Source organism: Frondihabitans australicus (genome assembly GCF_003634555.1).
Lineage (GTDB): Bacteria > Actinomycetota > Actinomycetes > Actinomycetales > Microbacteriaceae > Frondihabitans > Frondihabitans australicus.
Genome location: NZ_RBKS01000001.1, coordinates 3,566,037 through 3,582,074, shown reverse-complemented (window position 1 = coordinate 3,582,074; position 16,038 = coordinate 3,566,037). Strand labels below are relative to the sequence as shown.

At 64.1% G+C, this 16,038-nt stretch carries 15 protein-coding genes and 1 tRNA gene; 14 read left to right on the top strand and 2 right to left on the bottom strand.

Annotated features, from left to right (window positions below; all coding sequences use genetic code 11):
• Nucleotides 1–126: 126 nt before the first annotated feature.
• The 5 genes from C8E83_RS17105 (at nt 127) to C8E83_RS19300 (ending at nt 3,404) form a co-directional block, all read left to right on the top strand.
• Nucleotides 127–708 carry a hypothetical protein gene (locus tag C8E83_RS17105; protein WP_121371293.1) on the top strand — a complete coding sequence of 194 codons (582 nt, stop codon included), beginning with the start codon at nt 127–129 and terminating at the stop codon, nt 706–708.
• Nucleotides 705–1,250 (top strand): RNA polymerase sigma factor, encoded by a 546-nt coding sequence (locus tag C8E83_RS17100; protein WP_121371292.1) that lies wholly within the window; start codon nt 705–707, stop codon nt 1,248–1,250. The genes C8E83_RS17105 and C8E83_RS17100 overlap by 4 nt, the downstream gene beginning before the upstream one ends.
• Nucleotides 1,251–1,388: 138 nt before the next feature.
• Nucleotides 1,389–1,976, top strand: coding sequence for an aldo/keto reductase (locus C8E83_RS17095; protein ID WP_245981789.1), 588 nt, complete (start codon nt 1,389–1,391; stop codon nt 1,974–1,976).
• 237 nt (nt 1,977–2,213) lie between these two features.
• Nucleotides 2,214–2,879, top strand: a complete 666-nt coding sequence (locus C8E83_RS17090) for an SDR family NAD(P)-dependent oxidoreductase (RefSeq protein ID WP_121371290.1) — start codon at nt 2,214–2,216, stop codon at nt 2,877–2,879.
• 192 nt (nt 2,880–3,071) lie between these two features.
• Nucleotides 3,072–3,404, top strand: coding sequence for a hypothetical protein (locus C8E83_RS19300; protein WP_147430220.1), 333 nt, complete (start codon nt 3,072–3,074; stop codon nt 3,402–3,404).
• Between the two features lie 19 nt (nt 3,405–3,423).
• On the opposite strand, the gene C8E83_RS17085 is transcribed toward C8E83_RS19300, so the two are convergent.
• Nucleotides 3,424–3,843: a hypothetical protein gene (locus C8E83_RS17085; RefSeq protein WP_121371289.1), complete on the bottom strand. Its 420-nt coding sequence runs from the start codon at nt 3,841–3,843 to the stop codon at nt 3,424–3,426.
• A gap of 153 nt (nt 3,844–3,996) precedes the next feature.
• Between C8E83_RS17085 and C8E83_RS19295 the strand changes: the two genes are divergently transcribed.
• The 9 genes from C8E83_RS19295 to C8E83_RS17035 all read left to right on the top strand — a co-directional run bounded on the left by C8E83_RS19295 (nt 3,997) and on the right by C8E83_RS17035 (nt 15,118).
• Nucleotides 3,997–4,398 carry a hypothetical protein gene (locus C8E83_RS19295; RefSeq protein WP_147430219.1) on the top strand — a complete coding sequence of 134 codons (402 nt, stop codon included), beginning with the start codon at nt 3,997–3,999 and terminating at the stop codon, nt 4,396–4,398.
• An 800-nt stretch (nt 4,399–5,198) separates the two neighbouring features.
• Entirely contained in the window at nt 5,199–5,741 is a 543-nt protein-coding gene (locus tag C8E83_RS17080; protein ID WP_170159984.1) for a DNA N-6-adenine-methyltransferase, read from the top strand.
• Nucleotides 5,742–6,143: 402 nt separating this feature from the next.
• Nucleotides 6,144–6,659, top strand: a complete 516-nt coding sequence (locus C8E83_RS19660) for a DNA N-6-adenine-methyltransferase (RefSeq protein WP_170159983.1) — start codon at nt 6,144–6,146, stop codon at nt 6,657–6,659.
• Between the two features lie 726 nt (nt 6,660–7,385).
• Complete coding sequence (locus C8E83_RS17065; protein WP_121371286.1) at nt 7,386–8,231, top strand: tyrosine-type recombinase/integrase; 846 nt, start codon at nt 7,386–7,388, stop codon at nt 8,229–8,231.
• A gap of 92 nt (nt 8,232–8,323) precedes the next feature.
• Nucleotides 8,324–9,514 (top strand): ABC-three component system protein, encoded by a 1,191-nt coding sequence (locus tag C8E83_RS19290; protein WP_245981786.1) that lies wholly within the window; start codon nt 8,324–8,326, stop codon nt 9,512–9,514.
• A complete protein-coding gene (locus tag C8E83_RS17050; protein WP_121371283.1) occupies nt 9,511–10,026 on the top strand; it encodes a three component ABC system middle component in 516 nt (171 codons plus the stop codon). The genes C8E83_RS19290 and C8E83_RS17050 overlap by 4 nt, the downstream gene beginning before the upstream one ends.
• Nucleotides 10,027–10,031: 5 nt before the next feature.
• A complete protein-coding gene (locus tag C8E83_RS17045) occupies nt 10,032–11,981 on the top strand; it encodes a DUF3732 domain-containing protein (RefSeq protein WP_121371282.1) in 1,950 nt (649 codons plus the stop codon).
• A gap of 210 nt (nt 11,982–12,191) precedes the next feature.
• Complete coding sequence (locus tag C8E83_RS17040) at nt 12,192–13,193, top strand: hypothetical protein (RefSeq protein ID WP_147430217.1); 1,002 nt, start codon at nt 12,192–12,194, stop codon at nt 13,191–13,193.
• Between the two features lie 65 nt (nt 13,194–13,258).
• Nucleotides 13,259–15,118 (top strand): hypothetical protein, encoded by a 1,860-nt coding sequence (locus tag C8E83_RS17035; protein WP_147430216.1) that lies wholly within the window; start codon nt 13,259–13,261, stop codon nt 15,116–15,118.
• A gap of 296 nt (nt 15,119–15,414) precedes the next feature.
• On the opposite strand, the gene C8E83_RS17030 is transcribed toward C8E83_RS17035, so the two are convergent.
• A tRNA-Ser gene (locus C8E83_RS17030) sits at nt 15,415–15,504 on the bottom strand.
• Between the last annotated feature and the right edge of the window lie 534 nt (nt 15,505–16,038).

Here is a 16,038-nt window from a genome sequence, read left to right as displayed (position 1 = left end):
CAAAGCGAATACCGGCGACTGACGGAGCTCGGTTCCAGGCTGGTGGTTCGAGTCGCACACTGGTTGGACGTTCCCTCGGTTGCCGGACATGTACTGGGTATGAGGGAATCCAATGGGGAAAGCGTGATGGACGGCGAACTCGACGAACTGCTGGCAAGGAGCGCGCCACGGGTCACCGTCGCGGGTGACGGCATCGACCGTGAACTCGACGCGGTTAGTGTCGCAGCAGAAGCCGCCGTGAGCAGGCCGCGGACGCGGCGCAGGAATGCGATCATCGCGGCGTCGGTCGTCGCCGTCGTCGCCGCGTCCACGGCAACCGCGGCAGCGGCGGCGTTGCCGAACTGGAATCCGTTCTACTACTCGCCCGGCGTCGTGCCCGACGCGCGCGCCACCGTCCAAGTGACTTCCACGTCGGCCTGTTTCATCAACCTCCACATCACGGACACTCCCGCGTGGAAGGAGAAGATCGCCCACCAGATCTTCTCCACCGTCGACCTCCGCAGCATCAACGTCGACACGGCCGTGAAGTACACCAAGAGCCAGGCTTACCTCGACAACACAGATACCTCGAACGGTGTGGCCTACTACCGTGCCGAAGCGGTGGCGAACTACGCCATCCATTTGCTGGACCAAGGCATGCAGAAGCGCGGGCTCACGGGCTACGGCGTCGGGGAAGACATCGCCTGCCACCGGACGGACGGCGAATGAACGTCGCCCCGTTCGCGGACTCGCGGGCCCGCCGCCGCGACGAACGCCTGCGGACCGCGGTGGAACGTACCTCCCGAGACCTCTTGGCATACTTCGCCCGCCGCGTGGACATCCTCGAGGACGCCGCCGACCTCGTCAGCGACACGATGCTGACCGCCTGGCGGCGCATCGACGACCTTCCCGACTCGAACGAAGAAACCCGAATGTGGCTCTTCGGCGTAGCCAGGAGAACACTCGCCAACCATCATCGCGGCCGGCAACGTGCCGACGCGAACACTGAACTTCTCCGGTTGGAGCTCCGAGCGGCGCAGAGCGCCTACCGTGCCGACGACGAGGGCGACGCATCGGACCTCCGCGACCTCGTCCAACGTCTCCCCGAAACACAGAGGGACCTCGTCGCTCTCGTGCACTGGGATGGATTCTCTCTCGTCGAGGCCGCCATCATCCTCGACATCCCCGCCTCGACGGCCCGTAGCCGCTACTCCGCTGCACGGGCGAGCCTCCGCGACACTCTGACCCGGGCCGACTCCACCAGGCGCTAACTCGCCACAATCACACACCGGCTGCTGCAGCGCCGTCCCCTAGCCCGAGAAAGAAGAACGAGGACATTCTGGGGCTCAAACGCCGCCGCAGTCCCCCTCCCTCTGGGAGCATTTAGCCCCCAGTCGCAATTGCGTGGCGTGCCCGGCACCGACTCCGCTAACTTCCCTGGCGTTCCTTCCCTGAACTACGGAATGTCCGAAGCCGCCGAACGGACCATACGCCGTGCCCACGCCGTCCAGCCCGTCACCGCGATTCAAAGCGAGTACTCGCTCTGGTGGCGCCGACCCGAAGAAGGCGTCCTGAGCGCCTGCCAGGAACTCGGAATCGGATTCGTCCCCTACAGCCCCCTCGGCAAGGGCTTCCTCACGGGAACCATCAGCGCCGGCACGGCATTCGAAGACGGGAACGATCTTCGCGCGAGCATCCCGCGGTTCCAAGGCGACGCACTCACTAACAACCTCCGACTCGTCGACGGCGTCAAGGAGATCGCGAAGGACAAAGGCGTCACGCCCGGCCAGATCGCCCTCGCGTGGCTCCTGGCCCAGGAACCATGGATCGTCCCCATTCCCGGAACGACGAAGTTGCACCGCGTCGAAGAGAACGTCGCAGCCGCCAATGTTGACCTCGACGACGCTGACATTGCGCGCCTGACGGAGCTGTCGGACTCCGTCACTATCGAGGGCGGCCGCTACCCTGACTTCCTCGAGGCGCAGACGAACCTCTGACGAATCACGTGTAAACCGTTCGAACTCACGACAACTGCCGCGCGTTTATTCCGGGCATCTACGGGCCATTTGGTGAGCTCTATCGGAGAAGCCGGTACGCGTCAGTTCGGGCCCGTTGCGGTCTTCCTGTGAAGGCCCTTGCGCTGACGCGCACGCTAGATGCAAGGGCATTCATCCTCGGCTCGAGGACCCCACGTCGAGGCACAACGCCGTCACTTCTAGGAAAGGCAGCCACACATGAGCACCATCGCCATCATCGGAGCAGGACCCGGGCTCGGACTCGCCGTCGCTCGACGTTTCGGCCGCGAAGGATTCAGCGTCGCGCTCCTTGCTCGAAACCCGCAGCGCCTGGACGATCTGGTGACGACTCTCGCAGGCGAAAACATCACCGCCGCCGGCTTCCCCACAAACGTCCGAGACCAGGACTCCCTCGTCCGCAGCCTCACCACCGCTGCGGATCGACTCGGGGAGATCACCGTCCTGCAGTACAGCCCCCTGCCCGCAAAGGCGTTCATGCGACCCGTCCTGGAGACCACTGCGGCCGACCTGGTCGGTCCGGTCGAGTTCTCGATTTACGGTCCAGTCGCCGCGGCGCACCAGGTCATCCCGGGCATGCGTTCACAAGGCGGCGGCAGCATCATCTTCGTCAACGGCGGCAGCGCCGTCCGCCCTGGCCCAAAGGTCACGGGAACCTCCGTGGCATTCGCCGGCGAAAGCGCCTACGCGCAGCTCCTGCACGACGCCCTCGAACCGGAGAACATCAACGTCGCCCAGCTGATCATCCCCCTCGGCATCGGAGGCGGCGACCCCAGCCACGAACCGGAGGCCCTCGCCGACACCATCTGGGGCCTCCACACCGCGCCGACTGAATTCCGAACTTACGCGGCCGATATGCCCCGCTGATGTCATCTCAGGCTGCGCGCTGACCGAGATCGCCGGTGACGGAATGCCGTACCTAGGAACCTTCGTCAAGAACGTCAGGACTCCGCTCACTAAGTGCCTAGGGATTGGAAGATCGAAGACGCCTGGCCATTCCACGCGGGTGGGCCCATGCCGAGACGCTCCCCGTCAGAGGTGGCCCGTATCGTCCCGGCCATGGGAGTTCGAGGCAGCGGTGAGAGCGTTGATGCGATCTTTCGCCGGCGCCCGGATTCTCACCCGTTCGCCATCCCGCCGGTTCCCGGCGGGCAAGGCGTTTGGCTCATCCGGCGAACACCGACACCTATCGGTTACGTCCTGAAACGGCCCGAGCGCGGGACATTCGTCTACGACGTGTACGCGCACTGCCGCAACGAGTACGGGAAGCGGCTCTGGTTGAAGGCGTTCCAGACCTTCAACTCGGCCGTGGCCTGGGCTTGCCAGCATGAACGAGCTATCGCGGCGGTGATCGCCGAGAACGAGCCGGAACCTGAAGCGTGGCCTCGGTGAAGGAGGGTGTGTCCCGCGTTCATTCCCTGCCGCCGGCAACCCAGACCCAGCTGGCCGGCGCCTGGTTGAGGGTCCGGTAGCCGTCGCGTTCGAGAGCGTCACCGAGATCGGCGACCTGGGCCGTGAAGGTGTCCGGCCAGTCTGCGTTCCGGATCGCCTTCGCGTTCCGGAGTTCCTCGGGGTGCAGGTTTCCGTACTTCTCGCGCCACCACGGCGCGGGAACTTCAGCGTTCTCGGGGACCGTGACGGTCCACCGCCACCCGGGAGGTGCATCGTCGAGTCGCGCCAGCCCGTCTTCTGTCAGGTGCGAGGCGAGTTCGAGGACGAACTTCTGCTTCGGGGTTTCTCCGGATCCGCTTTCCGTGGTGAGTTCCTCGACGGACAGGTCACCGAACAGGGTTCTGTGCCGACCGGACGGGGCGAAGAAGATGGTGGGCACGGGGTCTCCAATGTGGTTGATGACGGCCAGCGGACGCTGACGACGCGTCTATGCCAGGGGAACTCGACCAGGTGCGGGCCCCGTTCTGGGGTGACCCGATGGTCCTAGTTCTCGCCGCACCTCCCCTAGCGTGGACGGGTGACTTCTGGGGACATGGAACGCGACGCACGGACGACGATCATCGACTCGATGAAAAAGGCCACGGCTGCTCTGCAGACCACTGGTCAGACCGGTGCTCACTACGGGTGGGCGACAAGAGCCGATGAAGCCGAGGTGCTCGACGCCCTGGCGAAGTTGGTTCACGAGGTCGGAGTGCAGCTCTGGGCTCGAGACCTCGCCGACAGCGATGCCGTGGTGAAAGTTACGAAGCAAGTACTCGCCCGCGCGGAAACCCTCCATTCGCCTAGTCCGTCGTGCGAGTGTCCGCACGACTTCTACAGGAATCACTCGTCGAGCGGATGCGACAGTTGCGACTGCAAGAGAACAACGGGCCGCTCTGCCAATGGTGGACGCTGGATTCCATTTCCCGGCGACAAGCCAGCCAAGGACTTTTGACGGCCGCCTGACAGGGGCCGCAGCAGACCCTTACGTCGAGTACGCCCGCGGCCGCCCCATGCTGCACCAGGTGCGACTTGGCCGATGCCCGCGTTGCGCATTTGTTTGGGCAGTTTCGGCAAGATATTCTCCGGCGCACCGAGCTTCGCGTAGGCGGTGGCGGCGGCGGTGCCGTGGCGAACGCTAGCCCGGCTCGACGCTTGAGGACGACCAGGTGCGCACGAGTTCCCATCGGATATTTCGGATCCCCCGGCTTGGGCCACGCGCCCAGCACGCTCGTATTAGCGCGCGAGGAAGCGCTTGACCTGGATACTGTGCCGGCCCGGTACTCGACAAGCGAGCGCGGTAGCGAAGGTTTTCCGGCGCGTTCTATGCCGCGCGCGTGGAGAAACCGTGAATCGACGAATGGACAGGCGCTGACTCTGATCGGGCAAGTGCGTCGGTGTCCCTCTCGAACGTGACGATTCGCCGAAAATCCCCGAAATCGACCCATTCCGCTGGCCGCTTTCAAGTCCGGCACAAGTCGTCGGAAACCCCGAATAATCAGGGCTGCAGAGCCATTTCGGAGGCCTGACTTACTTACTTACTTTTCTATCTCTCTTATGTAGAGAAGAGAGAGATAGATAGAGGACAGATATATATACCTCTATCCCTCCATAGCTGTACCTGCCGCGAAAGGCGTCAAGATCGCAAGTCGACCCTGATCGCAACCGTTCGTCAGACGCGTGGTCAGTCCGGCGAGCTGCCCTCCGCGACGGCCAAATCCGCGGCTGGCATATCTGATCCAGCACAGGGAGGAGGTGACACATTCACCCAACCCCACTCAGTCCACGCCGGTCTCCGCCAAGAAAGCCGGCTTCACCCACGAGACCGCCAAGGGCGCCACCGACGAGTGGTACACGCCGCGCCACATCTTCGAAGCGCTGGCCATCGAGCGCTTCGCGATGGACGTCTGCTCGCCCGGCGCCGAGAAAACCCACGTCCCGGCCGACGTGCACCTGACCATCGTCGAAGACGGTCTCACCACCCCGTGGGCCGGCACCGTGTGGATGAACCCGCCTTATAGCGACATCGCCCCTTGGATGCGCAAGCTCGCCGACCACGGCGACGGCATCGCGCTCGTGTTCGCCCGCCCCGACACCAAGTGGTTCCAGGCCGCCCTGAAGCAGGCAACCGTCGCCTGCTTCATCAACGGCCGCATCAGCTTCATCAAGGGTTCCACCGGCAAACCCGCGGGTAGCCCCGGCGCCGGGTCCGTCCTCCTCGCCTACGGCAAGGCCGCCGCCGACGCCGTCCTGCACTCCGAACTCGGCATCTGCGTCACCCCCATCCTCGCCAGCTGACCACCACCCACCACGTCCCGGAAGATTCTTCGACACAATTTCGAGAATCTTCCGGGACGTCTCCGTTTTCGCCGCATGTACACGTTGAGACAAAGAAAATCCACGGTAGTGGGACCGGTACGAGCCAGCATCAGTGCGGTCCGAAGCGCGACGTTTCCGAACGGAAGGCTTCCGACCAACAGGGGGTGCACCTCAACCTGGATCCCACGGATGACGCCGACCGTAGCGCGCCGCAGCAGGCGCAGCGGAAGACGGACACTTCCACGACATACGCGCTGCGGTTACCCACTGAATTGGCGGCCACACGCTCCAGAAATCGACGACCCACAGCCGATCTGCGGCCCGAGGCACAGGAAGGGGGTGATTAACTCATCAACCCCCATTTCCACGCCGGCCTCCACCATGGAGACCGGGTCCACCAGCGAGACCGCCGTCGCCGCCATCGCCCGATGGTGCGCGCCGTCAAACCTCCTCCTCAACCTCACCACCGGCGAGTACGGCATCAGGAAGTTCTCGATGGACGTGTGCTCCCCCGGCGCCGACAAGTCCCACGTCAACGCCACCGAGCACATCACCACCCTCGAAGACAGCATCTACGCTGCGTGGCACGGAACCGTGTGGATGAACCAGCCCGATGCCGACCTCGGCCTCTGGGGGCACAAGCTCCGCGACCACGGCGACGGCATCGCCCTCCTCCGCACGGGCACCAACAACAGGTGGGTCCAGAACGCCATCCAGGACGCAACCATCGCCTGCTTCATCCGCGAAACCGTCAAGTACATCGACAGTCGCACCGGTATGCGGGCCCAGGGCGGACCTCGAGGCGGGTCCGTCCTCCTCGCCTACGGCACCACCGCCGCCAACGCCGTCTTCCATTCCGGACTCGGCGTCTGCCTCACCCCTACTTCCGCCAACTAAACAACAACGAACGCGTCCCGGAAGGTGTCTCGACCAAGTTCGAGAACCTTCCGGGCCGCCACGATTCCCGCCGCACGAACCCGGCGAAGGAGAGACCCAAGACTTCCGAACCCTGCTGGACACTAAGGAAGCCGCGGCCGGTAGCGCGCGTATCTGCGCGACTGCACTTCGCCGCATAGGCCACATTCACGCCTGAATTGAGGTGATACCTAGGCGGTTTTCGAGCGAATGCGCCCTCTCGACTCTGGATTCACGTCCCTGAGGTGGGAAGACTCAGGCCTGAACGACAGCCGGCTCTACAGGGTGGCCGCAGACCGGCGCACGGCCTGACTGGACGCCGCCATCCCGCACCCCTATGCTCATTTTTATGAGCACAATGTGCTGGAGTCTCAGTCAGCTCTCCGTCCAGGCCACAGGTCCGCATCGAGGCCGCTTTCGAGCCGGGCGATGGTGGCGAGATCCGGCCATGCGCGGCCGGCGAGAAGGTTGGCGAGGGTGACGTTGCCAACCCCGCATGTCAGGGCGACGGCGCGAATACTTCGACCGTCCATGACCTTTCTCACGTTGAGGACAAACTGGCGGGCGGTCTCACCCAATGCGTCAGTTGACGGTGATTCCGGCCACGGGGGCGCCGCAAGCTCAGCAGGCGTCATTCTGCTCGGCCGTCCCATGCGCTTAGCGTACGGGCCAACAGCCCCCGGCCAAGGCTAGGACGGCCGTGACGACATGGGAAACGAACCAAAGCCATACCAGCCCAAGCTGCCGCAACGCGACTGGGAGGCCATCGCCCCGTACGTGCACGATCTCGTAGCCCGGGCGGAACCCCTCGTCGTGTACAGCCGCGACCAACTCAACCCGGTGGTCTCAAGGCTTGTCCACTACGCATTCATCAACCACATCCCCTTGAACGACACCGACGTCCTCTCGCCGCGGACTCTCGAACGATTCGTTCAGGTGTATTTGAAGGACTACACGCCGGGCGGGAAGAGCACGATGCGAGCCCGCGTCCGACGAGTAGCCGAAGCGATTCGAGGCGGCAGCACCTCCGACCTCATCCGTACCTTCGCGAAGTCGGAGGCATCTAAACCCTACGATGACCGCGAACTGGCACTGCTGCGGTCTTGGTCACGGTCGATGCGTAACGACGATCTCACAAGCTCCACCGGTGCGCTCCTCGCCCTGGGGTTCGGTGCCGGCCTCACCGGGGCGGAGATCATCCGACAACGCCTCGAAGACGTGTCGCTGGCCGATGGGACCGTCAGAGTCGTCGGCGGGACGGAGCGCGAGATACCCGTCAACGGGGTCTGGCTCGACCTCCTCATCACCCGGTGCGCCGTGACGGGTGGTACGGGCTGGGCGTTTCGGACCGGACAGCGCGGGTCGAACGCAAACCTCATCACCGACTTCGTCGCGCGAACCGGCCCGCAGATTCCGTTGACGACGCGCCGCATGCGGGCGACGTGGCTCGTCGGGCACCTCAACTCTGGGACGCGGCTGAAACCATTGTTGAAGCTTGCGGGCCTGCGGTCGGCAGAAGCTCTCGACGCCGTCCTGCCATTCGCCGACAAGTGACTCTCCCCACGTCGGGCCGCCCGTCTGCCGCATAGGTATCGGCGACGGTGTTACCCGGTATCGTCTGGACTCGAGGAGATTAGGGGGCTGCTTTGAGCAACAGTCATGACGCATCGGCGAGTGCGGTCGGGTATCTTCACCAGGTCGCGTGGGGTTTGCTGGAACTCCTCCGATTCGGCAAAGACCGCCCCGACCAGGGCATTCTCCTGGAGAAATGGGACGACGTGTCCTGGGACGACGAGGGCACTCCGACCGAACTGCTGCAACTCAAATCGCACAAGCCTGGCACGAAGCCCTTGACGGACAAGTCGGACGATTGGTGGCGCACGGTCCAGGTGTGGATGGATGACGCGAGGTTCCTCGCGGCGCATGGCCCAAGACTGGCGTTAGTCACGACGTCGCTGGCGCCGCAAGGATCAGCCGCTTCGTTTCTACGACCTGATAGCGACCGGGACTCGACACGGGCCCTCAAGCTCCTGAATCATGCCGCGCAATCATCCAACAACGCGGAAACCAAAGCCTCACGCGACGCCTGGCTGGCACTAACAGACTCGACCCGCCACGATCTCCTCGAGCGAGTCGAAGTCCTCGACGAATCCACCGGCGACGTACTCGCCGAGATCCGCCGCGAACTGTTCCTCATCCCGCCTCGAGACGCAGCGCGCAAGAAGGACCTCGAGCAGGCGCTTCTCGGTTGGTGGCACGCGGTTGCCCTCGACATGCTGCGAGGATCCCGCGGATCCATCAACGCCATGCAGCTCGCCACGGAAATCGACCGCCTCAGCAGGCGATTCGGTGGCGATGCTCTCTACACAACGGTCGACGAGGTCGATCAGGACGCCTGGTCCGGCATCGTCGCCGACCACGGCGACCGACTGTTCGTTCGACAGATGGACCTCATCGGTTTGAACAACAGGCTCGTCGAGATGTCGATCATCAACTTTTACCGGCAGGTCGAGCAGACCACGGACTGGTTGGACCGAGACCTCATCGAGATGCGGGAGTTCGACTCGTTCAAGAACTCCCTCGCTACCGAATGGGAGTGGCGGTTCCACGCCATGTGCGACGAATTGCCCCGGGACGCAACCGAGGAGACGAAGAAAGCAAAGGGACGTGAACTGTTCCACGCCCTGCGCACCTTGGCCTCCATGAAGATCCGATCCGACTACGCGGATACCTTCTACGGGCACGGTGTGCAGATGGAGATCGCCGACGAGGGTCACCACGGTTGGCACCAGGACTTCAACGCTCTCCTGGAGTCGGTGACAGTGGGTCGCGAATGACAGACGCCCCGCCGCGCACATTGGATGGCCTCCCGCACTGGGAGAACCGCTCCCACGCAGCCGCCGCCATGCTGAACCCGGCGCTCATCGCCGCACTCATCGCCGCCGCGGCGTACCGGCACGCTAAGCACAGCGGTGAACTGATGCCGTGGGAACTCAGCTTCCTTGTCGCACCGATGGCATTGCACGGGGGAACGCGGGATGTCGTTCCAGTCCGGATCACATCGAATCTTCCGCGGTGGGTTCAAGAGAACCCGGTCATCCACGCGGGCATCGGCCGGCGGGCCGCGAGCCTCGCGCCCTACGTGAGGGAAGGCCTTCGGTGGGGGTTGAACAGCGGCTCCCTGGAACTCACTGATGGTCGACTTCGCGGGACCATCCGGGATTCCATCCCGAAGTCGAACAGCGACGAGCTGCGGTCCATCATGGCCACGGCCGGATTCCTTGGGCGGTGGTTCGCCCATGTCGGAAGCGTGCCGACCGTCTTCGCGGTTCTCGGCGTGACACCATAAGCACCGTGCAACTCCTGAAGGTCGCTCTCTTTCACACTGACGGTCGTGTCCACGAAGTTCTCTTCCGCCCCGGCCAGCTGAACATCGTCGCCGGACCGTCACGCACCGGGAAGACCGCCCTCCTGGACATCGTCGACTTCTGCCTGGGACGCGACGAACCATCGATACCGGCGGGCATCATCGACCTGACCGTCGCCTGGTTCGGCACTCTCTGGCAACTCGACGACGGAGCACGTGTGTTCCTAGGCCGCCCGAGGGTCCCCGACGACCACAAAGGCACCAGCCAGTCCATGATCCGCTTCGGCGGCGACACCCTGGACCTTCCAACGCACGCCGAGCTGCACCCGAACACCGACTCCGTTTCCATGCGAGTGGAAGTCGGAGAACGAATCGGGTTACGGGACGCGCGACTCGATAACGGGGATTTGCAAGGCCCATTCGCCGTCACCCTCGGCGCCGCGGCGTTCTTCCTCTTCCAACGGCAGGACGAGATAGCCCGGTCGGACACCCTCTTCCACCGACAATCGGATGACGGTGTCGCACGTACCATTCGCAACGCCCTCCCCTTCTTCCTGGGTGCCATCGATGGCGACCAGGCTTTGAAACGCGCGGAACTCGCCTCCGCAGAGCGAGACCTTCGCGCCGCCCGCCTCGCAGCGGATCGCGCCGCCATAACCGTCGAGAACGCGCGAGAGCAGCTGCAGTCACTGCTAAGGCAAGCACACGCGGTCGGCCTCACCGACGCGGAAGAGTCCACTAACGTCGTGGTGCTGCGCGGCATCCTCGAGACAGTCCGCCATCGAGACACAGAAACGTTCGCGAACGCGGAGACAGTCGCCGAAGCTCAGGACCGAACACGAGCGCTCAGAGCACGGCGCTCAACCTTGCGTCAGGAACTCGGACGGGTCCTCGACGACCGGGACCTGCTTCTCGAGTCGGCGGCAGGAGCGTCCGGGTACGGCTCCGCGATTCGCCAGCACGCCGGGCGCCTGCACAGCATCGGCCTGACCGGTGAGCCCGGCGAGGCTGCACGGTGCCCCGTGTGCACGCAGCTTCTGCAGGGCGAGGACCCCACCGCGGACCACCTCAACGCGAGACTTACCCGTCTCGAGGGCGAAATCGAACTGCTGGCGGCCGCTCGCCCAGCCCGGCAGAAGGCGCTGGCGCGGTTGACGGAGGAAACTAGCCGGATCCGAAGCGAACTCGTCGCCGCGGATGACGCCCTCGCAGCCCTCGAGTCCGCCGCAGGCACGCCAGGCGAACGTGGCACTCCCGCCAGCCGAGAATTCATTCGCGGTCGCATCGACGCAACCCTCGCGAACTTCGCCGAGGTGAATGAGAGCGACCCGGACACGACGAGAATCGCCGCCGAACGGGCTGCCGAACGAGTCGAGATGCTCAAGCGCTCCCTCGACGAAGATGCCGACGCTCGGATGATCGCGATCCTCGACTCCGTCAATGAGACGTTGACCAACTTCGCGCAGACGCTGGAAGTGGAACACTCGGACCGAGTCTGGCTCGACCCGAAGCACCTCACTGTCGTCGCCGACACACCCAGCGGGCCTCGCCCGCTCGCTCGCATCGGAAGTGGTGAGAACTGGGTCGGCTACCACGTGGCCGCCCACCTTGCACTGCATCACTGGTTTGTCACGCATGGCCGCCCGGTGCCGGCGCTCTTGATGCTGGACCAGCCCTCGCAGACACAGCAATCCGGGTCGAGCGACCGAGACAACGACGTCGTCCGGCGAATGGTGCGGCAACTGTTTGACTTCTGCCTGGACCTCGCCCCGAAGTTCCAAATCATCCTCATCGAGCACGCCACCATCGGCGAGGACTGGTTCATCGACTCCCTTGTCGACTGGGACGACCACGGCCTCGTTCCCTCCGAATGGGCATCCGAGGAAACCTGGAACGAAGCGTCGCGGCTCGACGGCACCGTCGACGAGGCCGAATAGTCCAACTCGCCAGGGTGGGCCCCTCGGGGTCTCATTCTGGGCATAGCTGATCTCCGCTTCGCCCGCCGAGTCTTCTGACGTGCTGTCGCATGCGGTGGGCACGCCACATGCGAACGGGCCACTCCAGCCCGACCATTCAAGGAAAACGATCCCTGATCTGGGATTTTACCTTCAGATACGGCTGTTCGATTTTCCGCGCATAGACGGGGCATGATCCCAACTCCTTCCGCCACCGCCTCGGTCGAAATCCCCTCTACCCAAATCGTTAGCGCTCTAGCACAATATGCTCATAGAAACGAGCACAACACGCGCATTGCAAAGAAGGCGATGAAGAACATGCGGCGCACCCAAACTGCGCCCGCCGGCGTGTGGGAGGACATCCAGAACTTCCTCGCGCCGCTACTTGGCTCGTACCCGTCGCCCTCAGAGACCTACGTGACGCAACTCAGTCACCGGGTGACGGCGTTCGTCCTGTGGGCGGTCCTCGAGATGCACACCCCTCTGAACGTCACGGACCTGTTCACGGACACGCTCCTTCGCCGCTTCCTCCACACGGTCTACACGAACGTGAACACGAGAACCGCCTACCAGAGCATGCTTCAGCGGTTCGTCCTGCACAGCACCGGCCGAAGCCTGCAGAGCCGCCATTCTGGGCAACGCGGCACCGTGTCTGTCTACACAAAGAACGAGCTCGCTAATGCCCGCAGCTGGGCTTCGTCGCGAGCCCTTCGAAACAGAGTCGATGCCATGGCCGCTGTCGCTCTCGCCGGCGGCGCCGGGCTTCGGACTCCGGAAATCGTCTTCGTTCGGCCCTCCGATGTCTGCGTTGACGGCGACACGGTCCTCATCGATGTCCAAGGTGCTAACGCCAGGCAAGTTGCCATGCGGGCCGAGTGGACCCCAGGGTTCCTGACGGCGCTCGAGCAGCGGTCGACCTCGGAATACATCGTTCGGCCAGGTACCGCCACGTCCCGATGGCGAGTCCAGCACGGAGCTCACGTTTTTAAGCTGAAGAGCGCGCCGGACCAGATGAAACTGCGCGACACGTGGATTGTCGACATGCTCGACCGGCTCCCTTTCCGAATTGTTACGCACCTCTCCGGCTACGCGTCCATCAAGGCACTGGTCGCTCGATACGAGCCGTTCAGCCGGCTCGACGACCTGGACCTCGTCAGCGAGTTTCACGACGTCATGAAGGCGGCGAAGGCGTGAGCGCGTACAGCAGCGACGTCGACATCGACGACGTCTTCGACGAAACCCTCTATGGGCTCATGCCGATGGCAGAGGTCGTCTCCGGCTCCCTGAACACGTCGAGCATCGACAAGGGCCTCGTCCTACGATGGAGGCAGCGTCTTCGCCGCTCCGGCGTGCTCACCCTCGTGTGCGAGTGGCGCGAGGCCGACAGCGCCGAAAGGTACCGGGGCGGCCGAAAGCCCACAATCGACGATGAAGTCATCCTCACCCTCATGTTGGTCCTCGTCGCGGAACGGTCTGCTCTCAAGGGCACCATCCTCGGCCACGCCCTCGGGCACCGACTCACCAACGCCGCCAAAGAAGCGCTCGGCATCTCCCACCTGTTCGACGGGACCACGCGCAATTGGAACCAGCTCGCCCGGCGAGCTGTTCGCCGTCTGACGAAAACGTGGGACGCTTGGGGCGGCGGCCGCAAGTGCGCCATCGGCCGGCTCGAGCGCGAGAAGCTCGAAGAAGACCTGGCCGAGAATGAGGACTTCGTCGAAGAGATGATGTCGCGCGGTGACAAGTTCACCTGCGCGCTCATTCAGATGACCCTCGAAGAGCTCCCCCGTTCCGTTCGCCGCCAAAACACGGTGGCCCTAACCGTCGACCAGACCGCTCTCGAGGCGGTGTCACAGCTGGCGCCATGGCGCCGCGACACGAACGGCCTGGAGAAGTTCGAGCGGTACGCCGACATGGACCCCGAAGACCCGGAGTCGGAAGTCGAAAGAGTCGTCCTCGAGCCGCAGGCCGGCCTCTACCCGGTCGAAAAGGGCGCCGCCGTCAAAGACTCCGCGGGCGTCACAACGTGGGTGGCATCCGACTGGCAGATGGCGTTCATGGGCAATGTCATGCTCGGCGTCTACGAAGACCCTTCCGCGGACAACACCCTCGCGCCACCGCAGCTCGCCTACGCCGGCAGCCTCAGCGCGCCCAACAAGCGCATCGGCGAGCACACCATCGCCCTCGTTGACATCATCATGGGCCGAGGCACCAAAATCAGCCGCCTCTCATTCGACAAGGGCTACACCCAGCTAACCGTCGAGAAGTTCCACCGCCCCCTGCGCGAACGCGGCATCAAGGTCGTCAAGGACTACAAAGGCGGCAAGGTCGGCGGCCAGAAGGGCATCACCAACGGATTCGGAGGTGCGCACTTCGTCGAAGGCGACTGGTACTGCGCCAGCACACCCAAGGAGCTGCTCGAAGCGACTATCCGGTACGACGATGGCCTCATCACGGTCGAGGAGTACTGGCGGGACATCGACCTCCGGCAGGCGTACAAGCTGCACATCAAGGACCACAACCCGAACCCGAGCAGTGTCAAGTACCAGTGCCCCGCCATGGGCGACTCCGCCACCGTCGACTGCCCTCTCCGCACGATGACGAAGAAGGCCCTCCAGAAAGACAACCTCGCCCCCATCAACGAGAGCCAGATTCTCGAACGAGACGTCGACATCTGCTGCAAGAAGTCCCTCAACATCCCCATTGCCGAGAGCGAGAAGGAATCCGGGCAGAAGTACGGCTACGCCACACGCGCGCACAACCGCGTTTACAAGGCTGACCGCGCCAGCAGCGAGTCCGCGAACGACTTCCTCCACAACGATGCATCCGTCCTCTCCGACCCGACCAACCGTCCGATGCGTGGTCTTGCCGTCGCGCAACTCGCGTGGGCGCTCATGCTCGTCGCGTTCAACATGACCCGCATCGCCCAGTACATGCACGAGCGCTTCAAACTCGAGCAAAAGAACCTGGCCATCAAGCTCCGAACGGGCATTACCGTCCCCATGCCCAAACCCGGTGCACGCCGGCGACCCCCGAAGAGACTCCGGGACCGCAACGACCGAAGCCACTACAGGCGGGGTTACAAAGCCCGCCCGACTGTCGTGGTCAGCAGGACCTAGAAAAGACCTCGGCGGCACCCAAAAACCCTGCGCTGGACGGGGATAATCGTCGCGCCCCGGAACAGGACTGCCAACGACTCCAGAGCGACATCTGAACGACGAAGGCCCCGGCGCGCCCAAAAATGGGCGTGCCGGGGCCTTTTACGCGCCCGCGGGGCGTCCTCCGCCGCGAAGTCCTCGCCGAGACCGCGGTGGCGAGCGCCAAGAACAACGAAAGCCCCCGAAAATATCGGGGGCTTTTCGCGCGGATCGAGATACGTCATCAAATGGATTTAGATTCGTCATCGACCCGGAAGCGGAGCCGGTGGGATTTGAACCCACGGTCCCCAAAAAGGGGACTCCACCTTAGCAGGGTGGTGCACTAGGCCGAACTATGCGACGGCTCCGTGGCGCTCGCTCGCGCGAGCACACGGCCTCAACTATAGCGGGTGGCCGGGTGTGAACTCACCCCGTGCATCCTGCGCCTGCTTGTCCGCATTAAGGCCCACATTTTTGACCCCCGATCTGGGTGCGCGTGTCCTCTTGTCCTCCATAATGAGGACCACTTAGAGTCATTCCATCAGCCAGCCCCACTCCCGACGGCGGTATCCCGACGAGCAGGTGCCCGAACACCTGATCGCGCCGATGTGGGGCGCACATTCACTGGCGACGCCGCCAGACGCAGCGCCCTGCGAGGCCGAACACCCCTGATCCCGGCCTCGCAGGGTCTCCACTCCCGACATCCCCGATCGGTCGAGTGACACGGAGCCGCCCCGCGAGATGGTTACTCGCGGGGCGGCTCTCCTCGTTCCCGGCCGCGGTCTCGATTTCGCGACCGGTTCGCCCCGAGGCCCCCGGAACATCGGTGACGCATGAGGCCGGAGCGCCGTTCCGGTCGCGAAATGCGGCGGGGGCGGGGGCGACACGGGCGGGCGACGCAC

Bases quoted from the DNA above. Each gene is read 5' to 3' on its own strand.
- C8E83_RS17090 (WP_121371290.1), top strand. From the start codon at position 2,214: ATGAGCACCATCGCCATCATCGGAGCAGGACCCGGGCTCGGACTCGCC.
- C8E83_RS19300 (WP_147430220.1), top strand. From the start codon at position 3,072: ATGGGAGTTCGAGGCAGCGGTGAGAGCGTTGATGCGATCTTTCGCCGG.
- C8E83_RS17105 (WP_121371293.1), top strand. From the start codon at position 127: ATGGACGGCGAACTCGACGAACTGCTGGCAAGGAGCGCGCCACGGGTC.
- C8E83_RS19295 (WP_147430219.1), top strand. From the start codon at position 3,997: ATGGAACGCGACGCACGGACGACGATCATCGACTCGATGAAAAAGGCC.
- C8E83_RS17065 (WP_121371286.1), top strand. From the start codon at position 7,386: ATGGGAAACGAACCAAAGCCATACCAGCCCAAGCTGCCGCAACGCGAC.
- C8E83_RS19660 (WP_170159983.1), top strand. From the start codon at position 6,144: ATGGAGACCGGGTCCACCAGCGAGACCGCCGTCGCCGCCATCGCCCGA.
- C8E83_RS17040 (WP_147430217.1), top strand. From the start codon at position 12,192: ATGATCCCAACTCCTTCCGCCACCGCCTCGGTCGAAATCCCCTCTACC.
- C8E83_RS17100 (WP_121371292.1), top strand. From the start codon at position 705: ATGAACGTCGCCCCGTTCGCGGACTCGCGGGCCCGCCGCCGCGACGAA.
- C8E83_RS17035 (WP_147430216.1), top strand. From the start codon at position 13,259: ATGGCAGAGGTCGTCTCCGGCTCCCTGAACACGTCGAGCATCGACAAG.
- C8E83_RS17050 (WP_121371283.1), top strand. From the start codon at position 9,511: ATGACAGACGCCCCGCCGCGCACATTGGATGGCCTCCCGCACTGGGAG.